The 25084-nt window shown below is 69.6% G+C and carries 20 protein-coding genes and 1 tRNA gene; 11 read left to right on the forward strand and 10 right to left on the reverse strand.

Annotated features, from left to right (window positions below; genetic code table 11):
- Positions 1-33: 33 nt before the first annotated feature.
- On the reverse strand, positions 34-720 hold the full coding sequence (locus tag PV679_RS07730; RefSeq protein WP_319679315.1) for a histidine phosphatase family protein: 687 nt from the start codon (positions 718-720) through the stop codon (positions 34-36).
- A gap of 59 nt (positions 721-779) precedes the next feature.
- On the opposite strand from PV679_RS07730, the gene corA reads away from it, so the two are divergent.
- A complete protein-coding gene (gene corA, locus PV679_RS07735) occupies positions 780-1802 on the forward strand; it encodes a magnesium/cobalt transporter CorA (protein WP_319679316.1) in 1023 nt (340 codons plus the stop codon).
- Positions 1803-1842: 40 nt separating this feature from the next.
- On the opposite strand, the gene PV679_RS07740 is transcribed toward corA, so the two are convergent.
- Positions 1843-2628 carry a ferritin-like domain-containing protein gene (locus PV679_RS07740; RefSeq protein ID WP_319679453.1) on the reverse strand — a complete coding sequence of 262 codons (786 nt, stop codon included), beginning with the start codon at positions 2626-2628 and terminating at the stop codon, positions 1843-1845.
- Positions 2629-2873: 245 nt separating this feature from the next.
- Positions 2874-3926 (reverse strand): LLM class F420-dependent oxidoreductase, encoded by a 1053-nt coding sequence (locus tag PV679_RS07745; RefSeq protein ID WP_319679317.1) that lies wholly within the window; start codon positions 3924-3926, stop codon positions 2874-2876.
- Positions 3927-4056: 130 nt separating this feature from the next.
- Between PV679_RS07745 and PV679_RS07750 the strand changes: the two genes are divergently transcribed.
- Complete coding sequence (locus PV679_RS07750; RefSeq protein ID WP_319679318.1) at positions 4057-5040, forward strand: aldo/keto reductase; 984 nt, start codon at positions 4057-4059, stop codon at positions 5038-5040.
- A 41-nt stretch (positions 5041-5081) separates the two neighbouring features.
- Entirely contained in the window at positions 5082-7328 is a 2247-nt protein-coding gene (locus PV679_RS07755) for a helix-hairpin-helix domain-containing protein (RefSeq protein ID WP_319679454.1), read from the forward strand.
- A gap of 54 nt (positions 7329-7382) precedes the next feature.
- On the opposite strand, the gene PV679_RS07760 is transcribed toward PV679_RS07755, so the two are convergent.
- The gene (locus PV679_RS07760; protein ID WP_319679320.1) at positions 7383-8033 is read right to left on the reverse strand and encodes a hypothetical protein; all 651 of its coding nucleotides are present in this window, start codon (positions 8031-8033) and stop codon (positions 7383-7385) included.
- A gap of 47 nt (positions 8034-8080) precedes the next feature.
- Between PV679_RS07760 and PV679_RS07765 the strand changes: the two genes are divergently transcribed.
- Positions 8081-8269 carry a DUF5703 family protein gene (locus tag PV679_RS07765; RefSeq protein ID WP_030354641.1) on the forward strand — a complete coding sequence of 63 codons (189 nt, stop codon included), beginning with the start codon at positions 8081-8083 and terminating at the stop codon, positions 8267-8269.
- A gap of 56 nt (positions 8270-8325) precedes the next feature.
- Here the strand turns inward: PV679_RS07765 and PV679_RS07770 are convergent, their stop codons facing one another.
- The 3 genes from PV679_RS07770 to PV679_RS07780 form a co-directional block, all read right to left on the reverse strand.
- A complete protein-coding gene (locus PV679_RS07770) occupies positions 8326-9045 on the reverse strand; it encodes a chaplin (RefSeq protein ID WP_319679321.1) in 720 nt (239 codons plus the stop codon).
- 138 nt (positions 9046-9183) lie between these two features.
- Positions 9184-9417: a chaplin ChpH gene (chpH, locus tag PV679_RS07775; protein ID WP_319679322.1), complete on the reverse strand. Its 234-nt coding sequence runs from the start codon at positions 9415-9417 to the stop codon at positions 9184-9186.
- A gap of 202 nt (positions 9418-9619) precedes the next feature.
- Entirely contained in the window at positions 9620-10945 is a 1326-nt protein-coding gene (locus tag PV679_RS07780; protein ID WP_319679323.1) for a M20/M25/M40 family metallo-hydrolase, read from the reverse strand.
- Positions 10946-11130: 185 nt separating this feature from the next.
- On the opposite strand from PV679_RS07780, the gene PV679_RS07785 reads away from it, so the two are divergent.
- Positions 11131-11218 (forward strand) — tRNA-Leu (locus PV679_RS07785).
- A gap of 198 nt (positions 11219-11416) precedes the next feature.
- Positions 11417-12100 carry a hypothetical protein gene (locus tag PV679_RS07790; RefSeq protein WP_319679324.1) on the forward strand — a complete coding sequence of 228 codons (684 nt, stop codon included), beginning with the start codon at positions 11417-11419 and terminating at the stop codon, positions 12098-12100.
- Positions 12101-12103: 3 nt separating this feature from the next.
- Here the strand turns inward: PV679_RS07790 and PV679_RS07795 are convergent, their stop codons facing one another.
- The gene (locus PV679_RS07795) at positions 12104-13645 is read right to left on the reverse strand and encodes a toll/interleukin-1 receptor domain-containing protein (protein ID WP_319679325.1); all 1542 of its coding nucleotides are present in this window, start codon (positions 13643-13645) and stop codon (positions 12104-12106) included.
- Positions 13646-13724: 79 nt separating this feature from the next.
- Positions 13725-14816, reverse strand: coding sequence for a toll/interleukin-1 receptor domain-containing protein (locus PV679_RS07800; protein ID WP_319679326.1), 1092 nt, complete (start codon positions 14814-14816; stop codon positions 13725-13727).
- 350 nt (positions 14817-15166) lie between these two features.
- Here PV679_RS07800 and PV679_RS07805 point away from each other — a divergent pair, with 350 nt between their 5' ends.
- From PV679_RS07805 to PV679_RS07825, 5 genes are all read left to right on the forward strand, one after another.
- Positions 15167-16564, forward strand: a complete 1398-nt coding sequence (locus PV679_RS07805) for an FxsB family cyclophane-forming radical SAM/SPASM peptide maturase (RefSeq protein ID WP_319679327.1) — start codon at positions 15167-15169, stop codon at positions 16562-16564.
- 108 nt (positions 16565-16672) lie between these two features.
- Complete coding sequence (fsxC, locus tag PV679_RS07810; protein ID WP_319679328.1) at positions 16673-17917, forward strand: FxsC protein; 1245 nt, start codon at positions 16673-16675, stop codon at positions 17915-17917.
- On the forward strand, positions 17914-21828 hold the full coding sequence (gene fxsT, locus PV679_RS07815) for an FxSxx-COOH system tetratricopeptide repeat protein (RefSeq protein WP_319679329.1): 3915 nt from the start codon (positions 17914-17916) through the stop codon (positions 21826-21828). The genes fsxC and fxsT overlap by 4 nt, the downstream gene beginning before the upstream one ends.
- A 58-nt stretch (positions 21829-21886) precedes the next feature.
- Complete coding sequence (locus tag PV679_RS07820) at positions 21887-22861, forward strand: hypothetical protein (protein WP_319679330.1); 975 nt, start codon at positions 21887-21889, stop codon at positions 22859-22861.
- A gap of 120 nt (positions 22862-22981) precedes the next feature.
- The gene (locus tag PV679_RS07825; protein WP_319679331.1) at positions 22982-24175 is read left to right on the forward strand and encodes a hypothetical protein; all 1194 of its coding nucleotides are present in this window, start codon (positions 22982-22984) and stop codon (positions 24173-24175) included.
- A 23-nt stretch (positions 24176-24198) separates the two neighbouring features.
- Here PV679_RS07825 and PV679_RS07830 read toward each other — a convergent pair whose 3' ends face one another.
- On the reverse strand, positions 24199-25071 hold the full coding sequence (locus PV679_RS07830) for a DMT family transporter (protein WP_319679332.1): 873 nt from the start codon (positions 25069-25071) through the stop codon (positions 24199-24201).
- Between the last annotated feature and the right edge of the window lie 13 nt (positions 25072-25084).

Genomic DNA, 25084 nt, shown 5'->3' on the forward strand with positions numbered 1-25084 from the left:
CGGACGGCGCGTCCACCCTACTGCGCGGAGCGATCACGGTGCTCCCGCGCCGCCTCCTACGACACCGGCCCCGCCGTTCGCGTCCTCACGCGGTGCCAGTCCGGCCAGATCGCCCGTGTCGCCGAGCCGCGTCAGATAAGGACGCATGCGGGTGTACCGGATGGCCGTCACCGAACACGGGTCGACATGGATCCGCTGGAAGAGATCGAGATGCATCCCGAGGGCGTCCGCCACGATCGCCTTGATGATGTCTCCGTGCGAGCACATCAGAAAGACGGCGTCCTCGCCGTGCTCCTCCTCGACGCGCGCGTTCCAGTCCCGTACCGCCTCCACGGCACGCGCCTGCATCGCGCGCATCGACTCCCCGCCGGGAAACGCCGCCGCCGAAGGGTGCTGCTGCACGACCTTCATCAGCGGCTCGTCGGTCAGCTCGGCGAGCTTGCGGCCCGACCAGTCGCCGTAGTGGCACTCGCCGATCCGCTCGTCGGCCTGTGCCTCCAGACCGGGCCTGGCGTCCAGCAGCGGCTGGAGCGTCTCCCGGCAGCGCTGCAGCGGGCTGGTGACGACGGCGGCGAGCGGCACCTGCGCCAGGCGTGCGGGCAGCGCGGCCGCCTGGGCGTTGCCCCGCTCGTCGAGGGCCACCCCCGGTGTCCAGCCCGCGAGCAGCCCCGCGGTGTTGGCGGTGGACCGTCCATGACGTACGAGGATCAACGTGGCCATGCCCGCCAGCGTAAGCCTCCGGCGATCCGGAGGTGCGCCCGGGCCCAAGAGGAGGAAGAATGCCCGCCGTGATCGTGGACTGTGCCATTTACCGGGACGGGCGCCGCACTGACGGGCCCGCCGACTTCTCCGATGCCCTCGACGAGGCGCGGGCCGAGGGGGACGCGTTTCTCTGGCTCGGGCTGCATGATCCGACGGAGAAGGAGTTCGACATGGTGAGCAGCGAGTTCGGGCTGCATCCGCTGGCCGTGGAGGACGCGCTCACCGCCCATCAGCGGCCGAAGCTGGAGGTCTACGACGACTCGCTGTTCATGGTCCTCAAGCCGGTGGCGTACGAGTCGGAGAGCGACACGGTCTCCACCGGTGAGCTGATGGTCTTCATAGGTGACTCCTTCGTCGTGACGGTCAGGCACGGCGAGGGCGCGGCGCTCAGCGTCGTACGGCAGCGGCTGGAGGCGGAGCCGGAGGTCCTCAAGCACGGGCCCACCTCGGTCCTGTACGCCATCAGCGACGCGATCGTGGACCACTACATCGAGGTGGCCGTGGAGCTCCAGGTCGACCTGGAGGAGCTGGAGGCCGAGGTCTTCGCACCCGACAACAGCAGCGGCCGAGGGCCTTCCGTGTCATCGGCCTCCGGTACACCGACCGCCGCGCGGATCTACGACTTCAAACGGCAGGTGCTGGAGTTCCGCCGCGCCAGCGGACCGCTGGCGGCGCCCATGGCCCGGCTGGCGAGCGCGGGCGTGCCGTTCGTCCACCAGCGTTCGCAGCCGTTCTTCCGGGACGTCAACGACCATCTGCTGCACGCCAACGAACAGGTGGAGGGGCTCGACCGGCTGCTCACCGACATTCTGTCGGCGCATCTCGCGCAGATGGGCGTACGTCAGAACGACGACATGCGGAAGATCTCGGCCTGGGCCGCCATGGCGGCCGTTCCCACACTGATCGCCGGAATCTACGGCATGAACTTCGCGCACATGCCGGAGCTGAGGACGGTCTGGGGATATCCGGCCGTGCTCGGTCTGATGATCGTCCTGATCTTCGGGCTGCACCGCACATTCAAGCGCCGCGGCTGGCTCTGAGGCCACGGCGCCACTTCGCGATATTCCCTGGAAAACTGCCCTAGAAAACCGGTGCCGCGGTCGCCGGTCCGCCGAGGGCGTCGCGCCGCTCCGGCGGCGTGAGAGTGACCATCTTGCGCCAGCCGGCGAGCCGTTCGTACGCGTACACGCTGTGGATCCCCGCGGCGAGCAGCGCGGCCTTCGGCGCGGGCCAGCCGAGAAGCCGGCCCATCCGCTCCATCACCGCGAGGCCGACCTGGTGGTAGACCTGGATCTCGACCATGGCGCACTCCCGCAGGACGCGCTGGATGGTCCGGCCGTGTCCTTTCCGGGCCAGCCTCAGCAACTCCTCGTGGCAGTAGGCGAGATGGTTGTCCTCGTCGTTGCTGATCATCCTGATGGCCCTGCCGACCTCGGCGTTGTCGCCGAAGTACTTGATCAGCATCACCATCTGGTCGGCGGCCCGCTGTTCGGTGATCCGGCTGTGCGCGAGATAGACCAGGATGTCCTGTTCGGTCAGCGGCTCGTCGCGGTAGAGCTTCTCGTGGGCGAGGCCGATGCCCCGGCGCTCCAGCAGCATCGTGTAGTCGGTCTCCGGCGGGACCTCGACCGGATCGAGGCCGCGCTTCCTCAGCAGGGCGTGGAAGATCCGCCCGTGCTTGTCCTCGTCGGCGCCATGCCGGGTGATCTTCGGAGCGAGATCGCGCATGCTCTGGGGCACAAGAGCGGCGATCCGGCCGTTCTCCCATCCTCCCTGGGCCTCGCCGCTGGCCGCGATGGAGCAGAAGAGCCGGAAGGAACGATCGTCGTCCAGGATTTCCTGGAACAGGCTTCGGGCCGAGAGCATCACGGGCACCTCCATACAGACATCCGCAGAAAACGAGTCAAATGGGGCGCGAGGCAACAGGCAACAGGGACGGCGCCCGACTGAGCCGAAAGAAGGAGCGCAAGGGTGTGTCCGGCGCGTAGTCGGGCGGCGCCGGTCGCGTTGTTGTACCTGACAGCCGTGGCGGAGGCACTGAGCCCTCACCACGGCCGAGTACTTCCGCCCAAGGGCTGTCCCGTAATCCACCGGGGATTACGGGACAGCCCTCAGGACACCAGGCCCGCCCGCTCCAGGGCGTCGGTGCCGACGCGCAGCGCGGCGAGCCGCTCGTCGAGAGTGAAGCCGGCCGGAGCGAGCGTGAGCGTGGTGACACCGGCGGCGGCATACGCCCGCATCCGGTCGGCGATCCGCTCCACCGGACCGAGCAGTGTGGTCGAGTCGATGAGCTGGTGCGGTACGGCCGCCGCCGCGCCGTCCTTGTCGCCCGAGAGGTACTTGTCCTGGATCTCGGCGGCTTCCTTCTCGTATCCCATGCGCCGCGCGAGCTGGTTGTAGAAGTTCTGCTTGCGGCTGCCCATGCCGCCCACGTACAGCGCGGTGTACGGACGGAAGACATCGGCCAGGGCGTTGATGTCGTCGCCGACCGCGAGCGGCACCGTGGGACACACGTCGAAGCCGTCCATGGTCAGTCCGGCCTTCTCCCGGCCCGCCCGCAGATGCCTGATCGCCGTGTCCTCCAGGTGTTCCGCCGAAGGGAAGATCAGCAGCGCGCCGTCGGCGATCTCGCCGGTCTGCTCCAGGTTCCTGGGGCCGATCGCGGCGATGTAGAGCGGGATGTGCTCGCGCTCCGGATGCACGGTGAGCTTCAGCGGCTTGCCGGGGCCGCCGGGCAGCGGCAGGGTCCAGTGCTCGCCCTCGTACGACAGCCGCTCGCGGGACATCGCCCTGCGGACGATCTCGACATACTCCCGGGTGCGGGCGAGGGGCTTGTCGAACTTCACGCCGTACCAGCCCTCGGAGACCTGCGGGCCGGAGACCCCGAGGCCGAGACGGAAGCGGCCGCCGGAAAGGGAGTCGAGAGTGGCCGCGGTCATGGCTGTCATCGCCGGCTGGCGTGCCGGGATCTGGAGAATGGCGGAGCCGACGTCGATGCTCTCGGTCTGCGCGGCGACCCAGCTCAGTACGGTCGGTGCGTCGGAGCCGTACGCCTCGGCGGCCCAGCAGACGTCGTAGCCGAGCCGGTCGGCCTCCTGCGCGACCGCGAGATTGTCGCCGTCCATCCCCGCGCCCCAGTACCCGAGGTTGATGCCGAGCCGCATAACCACTCCCTTACTGATCAGTAACGTCTCCCTGTGCCGGGGACTCTAGCGCGCGGAACTGGCATTCGTCAGGTGTGGGTTGTCCACAGGTTCTCTCCGCGTGGGGTCTTGGCCAGTAATCTCAGCAGCCATGGAGCAGAGGCAACTCGGCCGTACCGGCCTGCGCGTGTCCCGGATCGGACTCGGCACCCTGACCTGGGGTCGGGACACCGACGAGCACGACGCCGCCGACCAGTTGAAGACATTCTGGGAGGCGGGCGGAACGCTGGTCGACACGGCCGACGTATACGGCGGCGGGGAGGCCGAATATCTGCTCGGCAAGCTCGTCGAACGGCTCATACCGCGGCGCGACGTGATCATCGCGACCAAGGCCGGCAGTGTGCCCGATCCGTACCGGCGCTTCAACGGCTCCCGCGGGCATCTGCTCGCCGCGCTGGACGCGTCGCTGGAGCGGCTCGGCACGGACTACGTCGACCTGTGGCAGATTCACGCCTTCGACAACGCGACACCGCTGGAGGAGACGCTCCACGCGCTGGACATCGCCGTCACCAGCGGACGGGCCCGGTACGCGGGAGTGTCGAACTTCTGCGGCTGGCAGCTCGCCAAGGCCGCCACCTGGCAGCTCGCCTCACCCGGCATACGGACCCGGCTGGCCAGCACACAGATGGAGTACTCCCTGGTGCAGCGCGGAGTGGAACGCGAGGTGCTGCCGGCCGCGATCGATCTGGAGGTCGGACTGCTGCCGTCGTCACCGCTCGGGCGCGGAGTGCTCACCGGCAAGTACCGGCACACCACACCGCCGGACTCGCGCGGCGCGTCCGAACAGATGGCGCGCTTCGTCGAGCCCTATCTCGACGAGGCCGCGAGCCGGATCGTGGACGCGGTCGCGACGGCGGCGGACGGCCTCGCCACCACACCGCTGGGAGTGGCGCTGGCATGGATCAGGGACCGTCCAGGAGTCGTGGCCCCGATCATCGGCGCGCGGAACATACAGCAGCTCACGGCCGCGCTGTCAGTGGAGAGCCTTAGTCTTCCTGACGAGATCTGCCAGGCGCTCGACGATGTGTCGGCGCCCGTGCACCGCTATCCCGACCAGGACTGGAGCACGCTGTGAGTACGGACCGCGACACCGCCGCCGAGGAGGAGGCCGGACCCATGGCCGACGACACAGGCCGGCCTCCCGCGGCACCGGCGCCGGACCCGGGCTCGGAGCCCGCCGGGACGGCCGCCGCAGCGGCGCACTCCGAGCCCAACGACGAGCCCAACGACGAGAGCAACGGCGCGGACGACGGAGCGGACAACGGCGCGGACACCGGCGCGGACGCCGATCCGGCGCGTGCGGGTGAGGCCGGAGCCGAATCGGCCGAGGCCGCCGCCGCGGCACTGTCCGAGGCCGAGGCCGAGCTGGCCGCGCAGCGGGAGTTGCGTGAGCGGATCGAACAGCGGAAGGCGGAGAAGGCCGGGCCCATCTCCGCGGGCGCCAAGCTGAGCGGGCAGGCCGCCGATCTGCTCGCCGCCGTGCGTGCCGTGGAGAGCGGCGCGCCGGTGGACACGTCCTTGCTGCGCGCGTCCACTCCCGGGCCCGAGCCGGCCCGGCCCGCGCCGGGGTCGCCGCGCCCTCAGGAAGCCGCGTCGGCGCACCGGACCGCACCGGCCGGGACCGTGTCCGCCGTGCGGGCCGTGCTCGCGGAGGGCGGTGCGCCCGAGGCGCTCGCGGGACAGCTCTCCGCGACGCTCGGAGAGCAGGCCGCGGACGCGCTGCGCGAAGACCCGTGGCGGCTTCTCGCCATGCCCGGCGTACGGCCCGAGCAGGCGGACGGTTTCGCGCGGGCCCTGCTCGGAGCGGCGTGCGGCCCGGGCGACGAGCGACGGGCGGCGGCGCTCGTCGGCTGGCTGCTGGAGCGGGCCGCGCTCCAGGGCCACACCGCGCTGGAGGCGTCGGCGGTGCGTGGCGCGCTGGCCGGGCACGCGGTGCCCGATCCCGACGAGGCCGTGCAGCACGCCATCGCCGAGGGCGCCGTGCTGGTGTTCCAGGACGGCCTCGAAGCGGAGGCGGAGGGCTCGGCGGCCGCTACGGAGGACGCAGCGGGCACGGACGGCGCGGAAGGCACGGAAGGCGGCGAGGAGCCGGCCGGGACACCGGTGCCGGTGCTGCTGGGCCTTGACCGGTACGCCCTCGCCGAGGAAAGCCTGGCCGACGGACTCGCGCGGCTGGTCAAGACCGGTCCCGACGCCTCCTGGGAGGAGGCCGCGACGGCGTCCGCCGGGCACTCGGCAGCCGAGCTGATCCGCGCGGCCGCCGGCCATGGGCTCGTCCTGCACACAGGCGGTGAGGCCGCCCGTGCCGAGCCGGTCGCCCTGGCCGAGGCCGCCCGGGCGCTCGGGCTGCGCGCGGTGGTCGCGGCACACAGCGAGAACGGCCGCGACCGGCTGGGCGCGGAGGCGGTCACCGTGGCCGGACTGCTCGCCGGTACGGAAGGCCCGGGGCGGGACACGGACGGCACCTTCGCGCTCGATCTTCTGGTGGTGCTCGACGCTCCGCAGCTCGACGTGGAGACGGCGGCGATGATCGTGGAGTCGCTGCCGGACGGCAGCCGGCTGGTGCTCAGCGGTGATCCGGGAGTGCTGTGGTCCGCGGGCGCGGGCCGGGTGTTCGCCGATCTGCTGGGTGCCCGGGTGTGTCCGCGGATCGCCTCTCGCACGCCGGACGCCGGACCGATCGGCGAGCTGGTCTCCGGCATCGGCGTCGGTGAGCTGATCCCGGTGGAGGCGCCCGGCAAAGAGGTCGTGATCGTCCCGGTGCGGGACGCGGGCGAGGCGGTGCACCGCACGGTGCAGCTCGTCGCGGATTCGGTGCCGCGCGCCTTCGGGGTCGCCGCCGGGCAGACGCAGGTGATCACGGTGGGCCATGGCGGTTCCGCCGGCACCCGCGCGCTCAACGCGGCGCTCAAGCAGCGGCTCAATCCGGGGCCCGGCCGGTTCGGAGGCTTCGACCCCGGGGACAGGATCGCGTATGTCCCGTCTCCCGGCAGGACGCTGCAGGGCTCGGTGGTCTCCGCGGACCCCGACGGGCTCCGGCTCGACTGCGAGGGTCTGGCGGTCGTCGTGCCCAGGGAACGGGTCGAGTCGGCGGTCCGCCATGGCTGGGCGCTCACCGCGCATCAGGCCGCGGGAATGCGCTGGCCCGCGGCGGTCGTGGTGCTCCCGGGCGACGCCGCCCAGGGGCTGAGCCGGCCCTGGGTCTATACGGCCTTCAGCCGGGGAGACCGCCATCTGTCCGTCGTCCACGGCGTCGACCAGGCGCTTCCGCACGCGGTGGCCGGCATCCCCTCTCAGGAGCGCACGACCCGGCTGCGGCCTCTGATCGAGGGCCTGCTCGCCCCGGCGGCCCAGCCGGAGTGACGGGCCCGCGCCGATCGCCGTCGGCGCGGGCCATGGCGGGCGGAGGCCGCGGGCTCAGGCGTCCTGCTCCTCCAGATCGTCCAGGTCCGCGTCGAGGTCGTCCTCGTCGAAGACCGAACTCACATCGAACCGGCAGACCACCTGCTGCGGGTCGGCCTGGTCGAAGGGGGCGCTCAGCCACTCCCCCGGTTCCGGGAGATCTTCCGCCGCCGCCACCCAAAGGGTGGAATCGCCCTCTTCGAGTCCGAATTCCTTGTGCCTGGAGGCGATCTCGTCCGGTTCGTACTCACCGAAGAGGACCCCGAGCGCGGCATGCACACTGCTGCCCACCACGGCTCCGGTGTCGGCGTCACCTTCCACAGCTGCGATGCGCTGCGCCTGGGCGAGCAGCCGCTGCGGCTCCACCACCGCGTAATCGCGCCTGCTCAGCACGGTGAGGGCGTTCGGCTCCTCGGGGCCGTTGTACGGCGGCAGCGAGTCGTCCGGCTCGGGGATCTCAAAGGGAGTGACTTCGTCGTACCGGTTGTAGAGCCGCTCGTCGTAGACCTCGGCCGCGACGGCGAGGGCGTTGAACGCTTCGGAGACAGCCGGGTCGTCCTCACCCGAGCGGCGTTCGACCGCCGCGAGGTGGCGGTCCAGGGCGACCTTGACCGCCTCGGCGGCGGCGCGTACCTCGGCAGCGGTGGGCTGGGCAGCATCAGACATAGTGCAGACGCTATCCGTACGAGGGCTCTGCCCGCACAATAGATGCGATGCCGGAATACGAATTTGTCGACGTGTACGTGCCGCGCGGGGTCTCCCGCAAGGAAGCGGCACGTCTGCTGACCGACCACGCCGAGTACGGACACTGGGAACTGGACCGTCTGAGCCTCCACCGAGACGGCAGCCGCAGAGTGCGGCTGCGTCGGCGCATCATCCGTCAGGTGCGCGCCACCTGGTGAGAGCGACAGAACGGGCCCCGCTGTCGCGAGGCCCGCCCCTGTCCGTACGCGCTCGCCTACGCCGCGGCTCGGCTGCGACGGTAGATGACGCTGCCCGCGAGCAGCAGCCCCGCGGCGGCCGGGATGGCGATCCCGAGCGAACCGGCACCGGTGTGGGCCAGCTCCTGGGGCGCCGCTGTCTGCGGTTCCGGGGCGGGCGGGACGACGGCCGGCGCCTCCGGGGTGACCGGCTCTGCGGGCTGCTCCGGGGTGACCGGCGGAGTGACCACGGGCGACTCGTTCTCGCAGTCGCTACCCGTGACCGGGGTGCCGAGGCCAACGACGCTGACGCCGTTCCCGCAGGCGTTCACGGGAAGGTCGATCGGCAGCTCGATGGAGTTGCCCGAGCCGATGCCCGGAGAATTCACCGCGCCGCCTCCCGTGTGGGACCCGCCGGCGTGCGAGCCGCCACCGAGCGAACCACCGCTGTGGGATCCGCCGTACCCTCCGCCGTCGCCGTCCCCTCCGAGCCCGCCGTTACCGGACGTGTTGTCCGACGTATTGGCGCAGCTGTTGCCGAGGGCCGGGTTGAGCAACCCGACGACATTGACGGTGTTCCCGCACACATTGACCGGGACATGTACCGGAACTTGAATGTTGTTTCCGGACAGTACGCCCGGAGAATTCGCCGCGGTGCCTCCGGCTTCGGAGTCCGCGTGCGCGTAGCCGCCGCCGAGCGCGAGCACGCCGCCCGCTGCCGCCACGGTGATCAGGCCTTTGCGCGTGACCTGCCTCATAACTTCGATCCCTGCCTTCTGCCTTCCGGACTGCCTCCGGGCTTCGGTGCCGGGGCAGGCTGCCCGACGGCCCTGGAGTACGTGGCGCGCACTCCGAGGCCGCCAGGCCTGCTCAGCCCCTGAGGGGCTGAGCCAACGTCACGCGTTGACGCAGGTGTTGCCGAAGGCGGGGTTCAGCAGCCCGATCACGGAGACCGTATTGCCGCACGCGCTCACCGGCACATGGACGGGCACCTGGATGACATTGCCCGAAACCACGCCGGGGGAGTTCACAGAGGCACCCTGAGCGCCCGAGTCGGCGACGGCCATGCCCGCGCCCGCGAGCACCAGACCACCAGTGACTGCCGCAGCAGCGACGACCTTCTTGATCATTATTCCTCCTTGTTGGCAAACACGCGGTCCCAGCCGCGGACCGCACACCTGTAACGAGGAGGGAGTAATGAGGCTACGAGCCTATGGTCGCATTCACTCTTTTCAGTCAAATACGCACGCGTTGACGAATAGCCCTGCTCCGCACCGGCGTTGGCGAATTCATGAGGCCGTTTTCACCACCGCCGGTTCAGTGGCCGCCGGTTCAGCTCTGGTCGATGAACCGGTCCAGTACGCGCACACCGAATGTCAGACCCTCCACCGGTACCCGCTCGTCCACACCGTGGAACATCCCGGCGAAGTCCAGCTCCGGCGGCAGCTTGAGCGGCGCGAATCCGAAGCCGCGGATACCGAGGTCGTCGAAGGACTTGGCGTCCGTGCCGCCGGAGAGCATGTAGGGCACGGCGCGCGCGATCGGGTCCTCCGCCGAGAGCGCGGTCTGCATGGCCTCCACCAGCTTCCCGTCGAAGCTGGTCTCCAGGGCCTTGTCGCCGTGCACGTCCTCGCGCTTGACCCGCGGGCCGAGGATCCGGTCGAGGTCGGTCAGGAACTCCTCCTCGTAACCCGGCAGGAAACGGCCGTCGACATGGGCCGTCGCCTGACCGGGGATGACGTTCACCTTGTAGCCGGCTCCGAGCATGGTCGGAGCGGCGGAGTTGCGCAGGGTGGCCCCGATCATCTTCGCGATGCCGCCGAGCTTGGCGAGTGTCGCCTCCATGTCCTCCGGATCCAGCGGGGTGCCGAGGGCGTCGGACAGCTCGTCGAGGAAGGACCGTACGGTCTTGGTCACCCTCACCGGCCACTGATGGCGGCCCAGCCGGCCCACGGCCTCGCACAGCTCGGTGATGGCGTTGTCGTTGTTGGTCATCGAGCCGTGTCCGGCGGTGCCGTCCACGGTCAGCCGCATCCAGTGCATGCCCTTCTGCGCCGTCTCGATCAGATACAGCCGCAGATTCTCGTTGACGGTGAAGGAGAAGCCGCCGACCTCGCTGATCGCCTCCGTGACGCCCTCGAAGAGGCCCGGGTGATTGTCGACGAGATACCGCGCCCCGTAGGTGCCGCCCGCCTCCTCGTCGGCGAGGAAGGCCAGCACGATGTCGCGCGGAGGTTTGCGTCCGCTGCGCATCCGGTCGCGTACGACCGCGAGGGTCATCGCGTCCATGTCCTTCATGTCGACCGCGCCGCGGCCCCAGACACAGCCGTCCGCGATCTCGCCGGAGAACGGATGGTGCTTCCAGTCGTCGGCGTTGGCCGGGACGACATCGGTGTGGCCATGGATGAGCAGGGCGGGCCTGGAAGGATCCTCACCCTCGATCCGTGCCACGGTGGACGCGCGGCCCTTGTGCGACTCGAAGATCTGCGGTTCGAGACCCACTTCGGCGAGCTTCTCCGCCACATACTCGGCGGCGGCCCGCTCCCCCGGCCCCGAGTGGTCGCCGTAGTTGCTGGTGTCGATCCGGATCAGGTCACGGCAGAGGTCCACGACCTCGTCCTCGCCCGATACGGTCCTGCCCGCGCTCGGCTCGCTCACGCTGCTCACTCCCACGGTCGTTGCTGGTGGTCCTCATATTCTCCCGCGAACCGCCTCCGGACCCCAAGGGCGGCCCCGGCCGCCTTCGGGCGCTCGTCACACGGAACGGGGCGTGATCGGGCACCGTCGAATGTTTGCTATGGTTTTCCACGTCGGAACGGCCCAGGGCCGTCGGCAGACACCTTGTCCGGGTGGCGGAATGGCAGACGCGCTAGCTTGAGGTGCTAGTGCCCTTTATCGGGCGTGGGGGTTCAAGTCCCCCCTCGGACACCAGCGTGTGAGACGGGTCTCATCCAGTGGCATAAGTCCTGGTGGGGCCCGTTTCTCTGTTCCCGCGGCCGCCCGTCCATGGCCGCCGGTGGCCGCCGATGTCCGCCGGACGCACCAACACCAGAACAGGGTCCCGCGCAACCACTCCGACCGGGATGAACTGCTCTTTTTAAAAGGGAAGTTGGCCGATAGAATCCCTGGATGATCAGCAGGACCGCCAGAGGGCGTACGTTACGCGTCGCCGCCGCGGCGGTCCTGGGCGCCGGCGGCGCGACGGCCCTCTACACGCTCAACGAAGCCGGTGGCGGCTACGCGTTCGTTCTCGTCGGGGCCGTCCTGGGCGCGTTGATCGCTCTGGGAATCGACCTCTACCGGCGGACCGCCCGGCTCACCGAGGTACGGATCAGCATCCCGCAGTTCAGCGAACTCACCTTCGTGGTGAACGACGACGCTCAACGGGTCTCCTGGCAGTTGTTCGTGGAGTCCGTGACCCGCGTCTCGATACAGCGGCTGGAGGACGACGAGGGTCTCATCAGGGAAGCCCTCACCTCGCTGTACGGACTGTTCTCCACCACCCGCGACATCCTCAGGGCCGCGCGGCCCTCCGCTCCCGGCGAGGGCCTCACCGTCGAGTATCTGGCGGTGAATCTGCTCAATCGCGAGCTCAGGCCGTTCCTGTCCAAGTGGCACCCGCGGCTGCGGGAGTTCGAGAGCGCTCATCCCGAACTCCCCGAGGCCGACTGGCCGTACGCGGCCGAGTGCCGGTCCGAACTGCGCCGCGCGCAGGCGCACACCCGGGAGTATGTGATCGGCTTCGCCCGGCTGGCGGGCGTCCGGGACCCGGAGCTGATGCTGGGTGCCACCGGCCGCGACCCCGCGGTCTGACGATCAGGCGTGAACGGCGTACAGCCGCCCGTCCATGGAGGCCACCTGGACGATGCCGTCCCGCAGGACCGGCGAGGAGATCACCGGACCGCCGGTGCCGAACCGCCAGAGGCGGCGGCCGGTCCTGGCGTCCAGTGCGTACAGCCTGCTGTCCAGGCTGCCGACATAGACCGTGCCGTCCGCGACGAGCGGCGAGCTGAGCACTCCTCTGCCGGTGGGAAAGGCCCAGCGGCGCTTGCCTGTCGTGGCCTCGATCGCGTAGAGAAAGCCGTCGTCGCTGCCGACGTACACGATCCCGTCCGCCACCGCCGGCGACGACACCACCGGGCCACCGGTCTCGAAGTCCCAGCGAACGCGTCCGGTGGCGGCGTCCAGGGACCATACGTGGCAGTCGTCGCTGCCCACATAGACGGTGCCGTCGACGACGACCGGGCTGGAGGAGACCAGATCTCCCAGCCGCCGCGACCACTGGCCGGTGCCGGTGACCGCGTCGATCGCGTTCAGATGACCCGACCGGCCTCCGACATAGATCATCCCGTCCGCGAGGCAGGGCGAGGAGACCGGGCCGGATCCGGCCGCTCCCGGGCCCGGCGCCGGGCGCTTCCAGAGCCAGCGCACGGACGCCGCGTAGCTCCGCGGCAGTGCGTAGACATCGATGTCGTCCGCGGCGACGTACACCGTGTTGTCCACGACGGCCGGGCGCGAGCTGACCGGTTCGTCCGTGTGCAGGGCCCAGGCACGCTCTCCGGAAGCGAGGTCCAGGGCGTACACCCCGTCGTCGCCGCCCGCGAACACCAGCTCGCCGTCGACGACCGGTGAGGACCGCACCGGTCCACCGCCCAGTTCCGCCGTCCAGGCGCCGGTCATCCGGCCCCGGTGCACGGCGTGCAGCCGTCCGTCGTCGCTGCCGACGAGGACGAGGTCGTCGGCGATGACCGGCGACGACACGATCGGCCCCGCCGTCTCGTACACACCGGATCCCGAGCCCGGTTGCCGGCTTCCCTTCGACGGCGCCTCACCGACAGGTCTCCGTGGTTTCCGGGAGGCACCGCCGCTCGCGGACGGCGGTACGGACACGGACCTCCCGGCCGCACCGCCGGGGAAGGGAGGTTCGGCGACCGGCGGCGCGGGCTGTGCGCCCGACACCGCGCGCAGCAGCCGCTCCTTGGCCACGTCGGCCGGAACACCGTGGATCCGCACCGGAACGAGCGGGCGCAGCACGGCCGGAATGATGTCCTTGTCCATGTCCTCGATCAGGACCGGTATCAGCCGGTCCGAATCCCGGCCGAGGACCACGACCGCCGTCCACTCGTCGGTGGTGAAGCGGTGCGGTTCGAAGTAGGCGGGCGAGAAGAGCGCGACCATCTTGCGCGCGTTCGTGAGCGCCTGGGACATCCGGGTCACCGCGTTGGCGCCGACGTCCCAGTTCCACGCGTCCAGTTCGACCATGTAACCGGCCTCCTGGAGCTGCCAGGCGACCCACTCGGCCCAGGACAGCTCCGGGCTGGCGTAGCTCACGAAGAAGTCCAGCTCTCTCGCCGTCACAGGCCCCCCTCGGTCGTCCCGCGCTCCCCGTACCGGTGTGGCCGACGATTATGCCCGCTCGGCGCCGCCGGTGTCCCCGTCATGAAGCGGGCAGTGGTGGTGGAGCGGTCGGGCGGCGCCGCCTGCCGCCGCCCGCCACGACGGCGGCTATGACATCCACGGCGGCGGCGCTGCTCAGGCCCGCCAGCTCGGCGGTGACGACTCCGCGCAGCAGCGGCGGCAGCTCCGTCTCCCTGATCAGCAGCGGTGTGAACCGCGGAGTGCCGTCCGGGCCGTGATGGGCGAGGGCGTCGCCCCATTCGGACGCCGTGGGGCTGTCCGGGTTGAGATAGGCCGGTGAGATGAGCGCGATGACCTTGTGGGCCCGCTGGAGCGCGTCCTGCACACGGCGCAGTGAGTTCTGGCCGAGCTGCCAGTCGTAGATGTCCATCTCCGTATGCTGGCCGAGCTCGCGTATGTGGTAGTCGACCCAGCTCGCCCACTCCTGGTCGGCCCTCGCGTAGCTGATGTAGTACAGCCGTCCGTCCTCGCCGTTCTCTCCGGAGCCGTCCTGTCCCGTCCTGGTCAACGGCTCCTGGGATCGCTCTCCGCCGGGACTCGGGATCTTCGCCCGTACGGAAGGGAACGCGGGCCACATCCGGGAGCGGTCGTCCAGGGGCAGCGGTGGCAGGTCCGCGGCGTGTCCGGTACGCACGGCGGCGGCTATCTCACGGAGCGCCGCGCGGTACGGCTCGGAATTCCACCCTCGGCGGCGCATGATGCCGAGCAGCCCCGTCAGGGCGTAGTCGCCCAGAACGCCGGAGTGGTTCACCGGGGCCCGGGGCAGGCCGGGCGGCGGGTCCGCGGGCTGCCAGCGGACGAGGACGCGCGACCGGGCGGACGCCGGACGCAGCTCGGCGGAGACGCGCTCCAGGCGGCGTTCGAACAGGGCCCAGTCCCATCCGCAGCCATGGTCCGTGTAGTACAGCTCGGAGCAGAGCGAGACCATGACGCCCGTATCGGCGGCGGGCGACAGAGTGTTGGGGCGCGCGCCGCCACAACTGCCGCACATGGCCGCGGTGATCCCCTTGCCCGTCAGCGCCTCCACCTCTCGGACCAGGTCATTGTGGAATCTCGCCGTATAGGACTCATTCTCCCCGGCGGCGAAACTCGTGATGAAGTAGTTCGCCATGCGGCCCCTCACTTCCGTCGCACCTTGCCATTGCCCCGGTCCTACCGAAAATCACCTGACTTTGGCCAGTTGACACCTCACCGGGCCGGAAGCGGCATGCGTACGTTTACGTGGGGGACTTATCACCGACATGCCGCCGGCCGCTCCGGCCGGAGCATGCCGGGGCCTCCATCATGACGGACGGGGGCACCAGGGTGGAGTGGCCGCGGAACCACCGGCGAGTACATTCGGCCCGGCCAAGATCCTCTTCTCCGGCGCGCCCTGAGCCCGTGTCACCTCATGCCGACGACTCCGGCGGACGCCCGGGCCCGACCTTCGAGGAATTCGCACCCTCGCCGAAGCCTTGGCCCATGCCTCGGGTATCACTCGGTCCGGGTGGCGGCACGGTACTGCGGGCCCTCGACCAATTCGTCGTCAAACTCCACAGCCGCTGCAATCTCGCGTGTGACTACTGTTACGTGTACGAGCTGCGGGACACCGGCTGGCGCGGGCGTCCGCGGACCATGCCGTCCGCGGTGCGGGACCGTCTGGTGCTGCGGATCGCGGAGCACGCGCGCCGTCACCGGCTGCGCCGGATCCGAGTGATCCTGCACGGCGGCGAACCTCTGCTCGCCGGCGAAGAGGTGATCGCCGGCTTCGCGGAGTCCGTACGGCATGCCCTCGCCGGCACGGAGACGGAGGTGCGGCTCGCCGTACAGAGCAACGGCCTGCTGCTCGACGAGGCCATGCTGGAGGTGCTGCTGCGCCATGACGTGCGCGTGGGCCTCAGCCTGGACGGCGATCAGGAGGCGCACAACCGGCATCGGCGCCGCCGGCCCCGGCGGTCCGGTGACGGACGGGGAGCCGGCAGCCACCAGGAGACCGTACGCGCTCTGGCGCGGCTCGGACGGCCGCGCTACGCCGGGCTGTTCGAGGGCCTGCTGTGCACGGTGGACACGGCGAACGATCCGGTCCGGACGTACGACGCGCTGGTGTCCCACCGGCCGCCCGCCATCGACTTCCTCCTGCCGGACGGGACATGGGACCATCCGCCGCCGGGCACCACCGGCGGGACAGCGCCGTACGGTGCCTGGCTCGCGGCGGCCTTCGACCGGTGGTGGCAGACGGGCCGTCCGGTGCACGTGCGTCTTTTCGAGGCGGTCATCTCCCTCTGCCGGTACGGCGGCGGCAGTGGCGGCAGCGAACTCGTGGGCACGCTGCCCGCGGCCGCCGCGGTGATCGAATCGGACGGCACGGTCGCCTGGACGGACTCGCTCAAGGCGGTCGCGGACGGCGCCGGGAACACCGGCGGAAACGTATTCAGCCACTCGTTCGACGAGATACTCGCCCTCCCCGAGGTACCGGAGTACGGGACGGGGTCACTGTGCCGCACCTGCCTCATGTGTCCGCTGGTGGACATCTGCGGTGGCGGGATACGTGCGCACCGCTACGGGCGAGGGAATGGTTTCGGCAATCCCTCGGTCTACTGCCGCGATCTCTCCCTGCTCATCCGGCACATCCGCACCCGGCTCGACGAAGGATCCCCTCACCCGTCCGTGCGGCGCGACAGAGGCGGGGACCAGCACGGACAGGCGTCGCCGCTCGCTCTTTCGGATGAGGTTCGGCCAAATGACGTGTTTCCAGGGCGCGTTGAGGCCAATCTTGCCTACACTAGACCCGAAGTGGCGGCTTCGCACAAGGATCTCAGGGATGTTCTCAGGGATATCGAGCCGTCACCCATGCGCACCGACAGAACAGGCAGGCCGTAGAGGGTTTCCGGAGGCAGGCCCTTGGGGGTTGGAGTGGGGCCATTATTTTACACCAGCTATGCCGGTTCGACCGGTGACAGAGGACCGGTCCAGCGGTTTCACAGCGATGTGCAGAACGAGATCCACAGCCTGCTGGGCAGCGGCCCCGAGACCAGGGGCCGGCTCAAACACGCGGAGCCCACACCCGGACCGGACCCCGCTGTGCTCAACTGCCGCTCCGTACTGGCGCTGTACTCCGCGGATTATCTGCGCGACCCCCAGTGCGCGCGGGAATGGTCGGTGTTCCGGGAGCGAATGGACCGCCGGACACGGCAGACCGGTGAGCGGCCGGATTCTCTGATCGGAGTGCTGTGGCGGGCCGATGACCTGGTCCTGCCGCATGTCGTCGCCAGCACCGGACAGATCCTGGACGACGAGTCCGGCCAGGGATATCAGGGGCCCGGAGTGCTGGGGCTCCAGCGGGACCCGCTGCACTGGGACGAGTACCGGATCCTGGTCCGGCAGGTCGCCGAACGGCTCACCCGCGCCGCCAACACGCCGCTGCCCGACCTGAGCGAGTCCGAGAGCCGCGCGGTGGCCCCGCGCTTCGGTCCCGTCCCGCCGTCCAGGGATCGCGGTGTCTCCGGCGCGCCGACCAGACACCCGGACCGGCATGACACCGGTCAGGAGATCGTCGTGGCCCTTGTCGCGGGCACCAGGACCCGGATGGAGACGCTGCGTACGTCCGTGACGGCCTACGGCGAATCCCCGGAGGAGTGGCGTCCGTTCCGGCCGGGGAGCGACGAAGCCGCCGTGTCCGTCGTCAGACGGGCGCTGCGCGCCTGCGGCGTCGACCGGATGACTGTCGTCCCGCTCGATTCCGATCCTCCTGATCCCGATCTCGGCACCGGTGACCAGGCGGCCGTCCTGGTGCTCGTCGACGCCTGGATGACGGGTGATGTCTCCTTTCGTGCGCTGTGGGAGCGGCTGTCGCGCTCCGGCGCCGGTATCTCGGCCGTCATCGTGGTGCTGACCCGGCAGGACGAGGAGAGCCGGCTGAACGCCAGACGACTGCGGGAGGCGATGGCGCGCACCCCGGCTCGGATGCTGGGCGCGGCGCATCATGAGGTCGGGTCGCCGGAAGCCCTGGCCCACACCGTCGCCGGAGTGCTGGCCGACACCGTCGCGCACCAGGACGGAGACCGGACCGGCGAGGAGGCTCCCTGGGACAGGACCGGTGATCTGTCGCCGGAGAGCGCGTCCGAGCGACTGAGCCGCAGACGGCGCGAGCGCGCCGGATGGATCAGACGGAGCGCGGGGCCGTGGCCGCCGCTGTTCAGCGGAGCGTCCGGAGAACTGTGGGGCGGAGGATGACCACGACCAGCCGACCGGCGGAGATCATCGCGTTCTATTCCTTCAAGGAGGGCGCGGGCCGCACCATGGCCCTGGCGAACGCCGCCTGGATCATGGCGAGCCACGGGAAGTCCGTCCTTGTCATCGACTGGGATCTCGAAGCCCCGGGGCTGCATCTGTACTACCACGAGTATCTCCCGGTCCCCGACCTGCGTTTCGGCGCCGGGATCCTCGACATGTTCTGTGCCTTCGCCGACGCGGCCACCAGCGACGAGGACGGGATTCCGGAGGACCTGAGCGGTCTGTACGACGAACACGCCAACTTCGAGCGCTACCGGGTCGGGGTCAACTACCCCTTCCCGGAAGGCGGCCGGCTGGACTACATCGGGCCGGGCCGGATGGACGACGGTTACGCGGAGCGGCTGCGCGGGTTCGACTGGGGCACGTTCCAGGCCAGTGACGACGGCAGGGAGTTCCTTGAGGCGCTCCGTGCCCGGATGCACGACAGCGACTACGACTACATCCTCATCGACAGCCGCACCAGCTTCTCCGACGGAGCGGGCATCTGCACCCTGGCCCTGCCGGACAGCGTCGTCGTCGGACTGGCCATGAACCGTCAGGCGATCGAGGGCGCCGGCCGGATGGCCCAGCGGATCAGCGACTACCACCGGCCCATCCGCCTGCACATGCTGCCGATGCGTATCGACTTCTCCGAGGAGGAGCGGCGCGCCAGGAGCATCAAGGAGGCCCGGCGCGTCCTCGACCGGTTCCTGGACATCCGGGGCGAGGACCAGCTCGACGCGTACTGGGGCGAGGTGCAGATCCCGTACAAGCCTTACTTCGCCTTCGGTGAAGAGCTCGCGGTGATGGTCGAGAACCCACGGCAGAAGATCAGTGTGCTCGCGCAGTATGTGAAAGCCGTCGCACGCGTCACCGACGGCGCGGTCGACGGCTTCGAACCCGTGTCGGACGCTCAGCGCAACTGGTACTACGAGCGGTTGTTCAACACCGGACGGTCCACCGAGGTGCGGACCGTCGCCCTGTTGCACGCGCCGGACGACCAGATGTGGGCCGACTGGATAGGCGAGCAGCTCAGGCCCGCGCGGATCCAGGTGATTCACCGCCGGCCGGACGGGCAGGACCCGGACTCACTGCCCGATTCCGACTATCTCCTGGTCCTGCTGTCCCCGCAGCTCCAGGGAACACCGGTGGGCCGGACCGTCGAACGGCTCAGCACGGGCGCGCCTGTCAGCAGTGACCGGGAGCGGCGGGTCGTCGGTCTGCGGGTCAGCGGAGCGCGTCTCGCCCCGCAGTTCGACTGGCTGGACGCCGCCAGTCTGGCGGGTCTGAGCGAGGAGGCGGCCCGCCGGGCGCTGCTGGCCCGCTTCGGCATCCGGACCCGTGACGAGGCTCTGCTGATCCCGTCGGCGGGGCCGCGTTTCCCCGGCCGGCAGCCGGACGTGTGGAAGATCCCGGTGCGCAACTCGGCCTTCACGGGCCGTGTGGCGCAGCTCGACGCGCTGCGTGAATCCTTCCGCTCCGGCGTCGCGGACCGGCCCGCCCCTCAGGTGCTCTGGGGCATGAAGGGCGTGGGCAAGAAGCAGATCGCCGTGGAGTACGCGCATCGCTTCGCCGCCGAGTACGACTTGGTCTGGTGGATTCCCGCCTCGGATCCGGAGGCCGTCCGGGTTTCACTCGCCGAGCTCGCCCGGGCCGTCAACCGGAACTCGGACGGCGCCCGCACGGGCGAGGAATGGGACGTACTGCTCGAAGATCTGCGGCTGGAGAAGTACTGCCCCAGGTGGCTGCTGATATTCGACGACGCCGAGAACCAGGAATCCGTCGAGCCGTACATCCCGAGCGGTGGCGCCGGCCATGTCCTGATCACCTCGCGCAATCCCGGCTGGCCGCACTTCGACCTGCGGCATGTGGATGTCTTCACTCCGGCGGAGAGCCTCACCCTGCTCAGCCGGAAGCTCCCTGGAGCGAGTGACGCGGAGCTGTCCCGGCTCGCGGAACGGCTGGGTCAGCTTCCGCTCATCGAGGAGGCCGCGGCGGCCTGGCTGGCCGTGGCACCGGAGTCCGTCGACGAGTACATCGCCCTGCTGGACAGCGGCACTCCGCTGTCCGCGGAGGGTTTTCCCGAGGAATACCAGAAGTTCGCCGCGGTCTACCGCCTCGCCTACGAGAAGCTGCTGGGAGGCTCACCGGCCGCCGCGAGGCTGCTGGACCTGTGTGTCTTCATGTCACCGGACGGGGTCGGGCTGAAGGTCATCCAGTCGAAGGTGATGCGGGACCTGCTGGCCGAGCGGGACGAGAGACTGCGGGACAGCATCCTGCTGCGGACCCTGCTGAACGAGCTCAGCGTGCAGGCCCTGGCCGTGGTGGACCAGTCGGCCCGGAAGCTGAAGGTGCACCGGGTGGTCCAGGATCTGGTGCGTGGCTGGATGTCGCCGGAGGAGCAGGCGCTCACGCGCGCGCAGGCACTGAGCGTCCTGGCCTCGATGGCGCCGAGCGACCTGGAACGCGACGAACCGGGCCACCGCCAGACCTTCGCCGAACTGGACCAGCACGTGGTGGTGTCCGGAGCGCTGGACAGCGACGACCCGGCCGTGCACGCCTGGCTTGTCAACCAGGTCCGCTACCGCTGGTTCTGGGAGCAGTGGAGTGACGCACGTGAGCTGGGCACCCGGATCCTGCTGAAGTGGCGCGCGAGGCTCGGCTCCGAGCACATGGCCGTGCTGCGCCTGGAGTCACAGGTGGGCGCGGCGTGCCGGATGCTCGGCAGGTACGAGGAGGCCCTGTCCCACAGCAAGCACGCCGTCATGGCCCAGCGCGCTCTGAGCAGCCATCACACCTACGCGCTGCTGGCGGGGCGGGGTTACGCGGCGGATCTGCGCGCCATGGGTGACTTCGACGGGGCGTTCGACGAGGACAGGCGCTCGTACTTCGGTCTGTGCGACGCGATCGGTGTCGACCACACCGAGACGCTCAACGCCTCCGCCAATCTCGCGCTGTCCAAGTTCTACATGGAGTCCGTCGAGGCCGCGGTGCGCCAGGGCCAGTCCACCTTCGAGACCCGCCGGCGTGCGCTCGGAGAGCGCAATCACCAGACCTGGAGGTCCTACGCCGACCTCGGCACCTTCCACCGGGAGGCGGGTCAGCTCGACATCTCCGAGGAGCACCTCCTCGAAGCCAGGAACCGGCTCCGGGATCTCCTGGCGGACGACCACTATCTGACGCTGTGGGCGCTGCAGAGCCTTGGCATGACGATGGTCCGGCAGGGCCGGGCGGGGCATGGTCTGGAACTGCTCCAGGACGCGCACAGCGGCTTCCAGCGCCAGTGGAGTGACGGCCATCCGCGCACCATGTCCTCCCGTCTGGCCGTCGCCGCGGGTCTGCATGCCGCCGGACGGCCGGGAGACGCGGCGGGCTACGCCGAGGAGGTTCTCGACCACTACGTCGAGCTGTTCGGCGCCGACCATCCCTTCACGGGCATCTGCCGCAGCAATCTCGCGCTGTATCTGCTGGACATCGACGACCGGGACAACGCGTCGGACCACGCCAAGAAGGCCGCGCACCAGCTCAAGAGCGCCCTGGGACGTGAGCACCGCTACACGCTGGTCGCGCGGATGAACCAGAACAACTGCCTGGAGGCGCTGGGTCAGGTCAGCAGGCAGGAGCTGATCACGGAGGACGAGGAGATCCTGAAGGGCTGCGAGCTGAGCAGCGCCTGGGGGCCCCGGCACGCGATCACTCTGACAGCCATGGCCAATCTGGCCGGCTCACGAACCCGGGACAACGCGGAGCTGCTCGCCACCGTCAAGCGCCGCGCCGCGGAGTTCTTCGACGAGGGCCATCGGCTCGCCGGCGCCCTTGTCGCCCAGCCGTACCGCAGGCTCGGTGCGGACCTGGAGGTCCTGGATGTCTGAGCACACGGAGATCACGGAGGGATCCGCTGTGCGGTATCCGGATGGAGAGAGTCCACAGATGAATGATCTGGCCACCAGACTGCGTCAGTTGCTGGACTCGGAGGGGCTGGCGCACCTCGTGCTCTACGACCGCGACACAGCCAAGGTGGTCCTCGACGCCGCCACGGAGACGCCCGAGGACAGCTCCGGTTTTCCGCAGGTCTCCCGGGCTCATGAGCGGACGGGCCGGCAGCTCTATTACATACTCGAAGAGCTTGAACCCGATTTCGCCGAACTCCGCACCGGAGCACTTATTCGTACGGTCCTGCGGGTGCCCACCGGTTCGGTCTTCTATTACTTCATCGAGCAGGGATTTCACCTTTACGGCGCCACACCGGCCGTGGACCGGCTTGACGAGCTGGACCTGATGATGGCGGAAAGCGTCAATGAACTCAGGACCGCCGTGCGGTACAGCCCGCTGGACTTCGGCTCTTTCTTCAGCAGGCCGGGCGCGGCCGTGGCCGCTTCGCTCACCGGACCTCCGGCGTCCTCTCCCGTGGCCGAGGAAGAAGGAGATCCGGAGGAATCCGAGGACACCGATGAAACCGCGGACACCGATGAAACCGCAGGCTATGTCTCGCAGAAACCCGCGGAGACCACCGACGCATCGGACATATTGCAGGCCGCGCTTGATGTGCGCGGGTTGCACTACGTCGCGTATTACAGGGATCCGCACACGCCTTTCGTGGCCGATGTCTTCCGTCATCCGGCGCTGGAGAAATTCTTCCGGGGCCCCACTCCCGACCAACGGCGCGACAAGTACGGCAGGATGGGCCAGTTACTGCCCGGCGTCGTACGGCGTATGAATGTCTCTCTGCACGCCATCATGCGAGGAGAGCTCAGTCAAGTGGTCCTCGATGTGGAGCAGGGTGCCGTATATTTCCACGCACTGCCGGATCGCCGTTTTCTTGTGGGCGTGACTCTCGACCAGTCCATGGTGGCCGGCGCGGACAGGCAAATGGCCAGGCTGGGCCGCGAGCTGGCCAGAACCTGACAGTTCGGCCATGAATTCCTTGTCCGCCTTTCCGCCTCCTTCTATGATCGAGGTGCGGCGCTGCCGGGTATTCGGGCGCCGCCGGTTTCCCGATGTGGTGTGCCGAGGGGGGTGAGAGATGTGCTGTCCGCATCCGGACGTATTCGCGCCCTCTTCGATGCTCTCTTTCTGCCACTGCTGCTCCCGGTCATGATCGCGGGCGCGGGATGTCTGGCGGGACAATGGCTGTCCGTCGACATTCGCGCGAATGGAGGACCGTACAGTTATCTGACATACGGACTGCTGGCCGTGGGTCTCTACGGAAGCGCGTACGGAATCACGCGGCCCGAGGCGCGCGGCGACGTCTACCGGATCGTCGTCGCGATCACGTTCGGTGTGATCGTCAAGGCCGGCTTCATCGCCGCCGTACTGGCGCTGTTCTTCCGCCGGGAGCCCGAGTATCTGGTGCTCGCGGTCGCCATGGCCCAGATCGACCCGCTGTCGGTGTCCGCGATGCTGGAGAGCCGCGACATGTCACCGCGCGCGAAGTCTCTCCTCGCCGCCTGGGCGTCCTTCGACGATCCTGTCACCACCGTCCTGGTGGTCGTCATCAGCTCGATGGTGCTGACCGGTGCCGACGGCGCCGCGGCCGGCACCGCCTCCTACGCCCAGACGCTGGTGGGCAATCTGGCGCTCCTGCTGGCGGCGGCGGTCGTCTGGGCGCTGCTCCGGCGACGCGCGCGGGCCGACGCGCCGGCCGGTGGAGCCCGCCGGGCCGTTCAGATCGCCGCGCTGGTGGCTCTGATGGCCGTCGCCACCTGGCAGTTCCTGATGCTCGGGCTGGCCCTTTCGGCGTTGTTCTTCCGGCCCTCGCTGGGACGCTGGATCGGACGCCTGACCAATCTGGCGCTGTTCGTGGCGACGTTCCTGGTGGGTGTGCTGCTCGCCCAGGGCATTGATCCTCGTGTCGGGATCGTGCTGGGATGCGCGACCTTCGCGGCGCAGATCGTCGTGGGTGCCGCCGTGTCCTGGGGCTTCTCCCGTCGCGACCGCGTGTCGTTGTGCCTCAGCCAGCAGAACGGCATCACCGCGATCATCCTCGCGCTGTTGCTCCAGCCGTTGCTGCCCGACGCCGTCGCCATCATCGCGCCGGCGATCCTTGTGGTGAACGTGCTCCATCTGACGTCCACCAGCCTGCTGGACCTCTCCCGGCGCCGGGCCGGCCGGGATCCCGGAGCATCCGTCACGACGGATACGGACGACGGCGATGCCGTCGCGGACCCGGCCGAACAGGAAACCGCCGTGTGCGCGACGCCGGTGAAGGAAGCCGGCTGATACCGCTCCCGTCCGCGCCGCTGTCAGCGGACGCGAGGCTTGGGCATGGGCGCGCCGGAAGCCAGCGGAGAGCGGGCCAGTTCCACACAGCCCACCGTGATCAGGGCGATGGCGATGAGCTCGGGCAGCAGCCACCAGCCGACGTTCAGGGTCTCGTGGAACAGCGTCACACCGTAAGTGATGCTGATCAGCGCGTCGCCGAGCGTGAGCATCGGCTGGGACGCCACGAGCGAGCCCGCCTGGAGCGCGTTCTGCAGCAGGAACAGCGCTCCCACTCCGGCGACAGCGGTGCCGTAGAGCTGCCACGAGGTGAACAGCGCCACCGCGCCGCCACCGTCGTCGAGACGTGCCACGGCGTCCTTCATCAGTGCGGCGGTCAGCGCGTAACCACAGGCCGCCGCGAGCCCGAGGAGCGCGGCCCGCGGATTGCCCCGTAGCCGCAGCGACCAGGCGATCAGCACCGCCTCGAAGATCCCGGTGGCGATCAGTGCCGGGATCCAGGCCGTCCCGCGCACGGTCTCATTGCCGCCACCGGGTGCGGCGCTGGCCATGCCCAGAGCCAGCCCGCAGGTCACCGCCGCGACCCCGTACCAGGCGGAGCGAGGCAGCCGGATCCGGAAGACGATACTCGCGATCAGCAGCGTGGCGGGCAGCTCGATGACGAAGATCGGCTGGACCACGGCGATCGGTCCGGTGGCGAGGGCCACCGCCTGGCAGCCCGCGGCCACCAGCACCAGACTGATCCCGGCCAGCCACACCTTCTGCCGCAGCAGATGGCCGATCAGCGAGAGACGCATGGCCTCGGTGTCGGGCACCGTGGAGGCGGCCCGGCGCTGGAGCACCGAGGCGGAGCCGTTGCTGATCGCGGTCAGCACGGCGAACAGGACACTGATCACCGTTCCATCATGC

The organism is Streptomyces sp. AK02-01A (assembly GCF_033795305.1).
Classification (GTDB): Bacteria; Actinomycetota; Actinomycetes; order Streptomycetales; family Streptomycetaceae; genus Streptomyces.

What these genes read in the sequence shown, in the direction of transcription:
- PV679_RS07730 (WP_319679315.1), bottom strand. Translation starts at nt 720, where the DNA reads ATGGCCACGTTGATCCTCGTACGTCATGGACGGTCCACCGCCAACACC.
- corA (WP_319679316.1), top strand. Translation starts at nt 780, where the DNA reads ATGCCCGCCGTGATCGTGGACTGTGCCATTTACCGGGACGGGCGCCGC.
- PV679_RS07740 (WP_319679453.1), bottom strand. Translation starts at nt 2,628, where the DNA reads ATGCTCTCGGCCCGAAGCCTGTTCCAGGAAATCCTGGACGACGATCGT.
- PV679_RS07745 (WP_319679317.1), bottom strand. Translation starts at nt 3,926, where the DNA reads ATGCGGCTCGGCATCAACCTCGGGTACTGGGGCGCGGGGATGGACGGC.
- PV679_RS07750 (WP_319679318.1), top strand. Translation starts at nt 4,057, where the DNA reads ATGGAGCAGAGGCAACTCGGCCGTACCGGCCTGCGCGTGTCCCGGATC.
- PV679_RS07755 (WP_319679454.1), top strand. Translation starts at nt 5,082, where the DNA reads ATGGCCGACGACACAGGCCGGCCTCCCGCGGCACCGGCGCCGGACCCG.
- PV679_RS07760 (WP_319679320.1), bottom strand. Translation starts at nt 8,033, where the DNA reads ATGTCTGATGCTGCCCAGCCCACCGCTGCCGAGGTACGCGCCGCCGCC.
- PV679_RS07765 (WP_030354641.1), top strand. Translation starts at nt 8,081, where the DNA reads ATGCCGGAATACGAATTTGTCGACGTGTACGTGCCGCGCGGGGTCTCC.
- PV679_RS07770 (WP_319679321.1), bottom strand. Translation starts at nt 9,045, where the DNA reads ATGAGGCAGGTCACGCGCAAAGGCCTGATCACCGTGGCGGCAGCGGGC.
- chpH (WP_319679322.1), bottom strand. Translation starts at nt 9,417, where the DNA reads ATGATCAAGAAGGTCGTCGCTGCTGCGGCAGTCACTGGTGGTCTGGTG.
- PV679_RS07790 (WP_319679324.1), top strand. Translation starts at nt 11,417, where the DNA reads ATGATCAGCAGGACCGCCAGAGGGCGTACGTTACGCGTCGCCGCCGCG.
- PV679_RS07800 (WP_319679326.1), bottom strand. Translation starts at nt 14,816, where the DNA reads ATGGCGAACTACTTCATCACGAGTTTCGCCGCCGGGGAGAATGAGTCC.
- PV679_RS07805 (WP_319679327.1), top strand. Translation starts at nt 15,167, where the DNA reads ATGCCTCGGGTATCACTCGGTCCGGGTGGCGGCACGGTACTGCGGGCC.
- fxsT (WP_319679329.1), top strand. Translation starts at nt 17,914, where the DNA reads ATGACCACGACCAGCCGACCGGCGGAGATCATCGCGTTCTATTCCTTC.
- PV679_RS07820 (WP_319679330.1), top strand. Translation starts at nt 21,887, where the DNA reads ATGAATGATCTGGCCACCAGACTGCGTCAGTTGCTGGACTCGGAGGGG.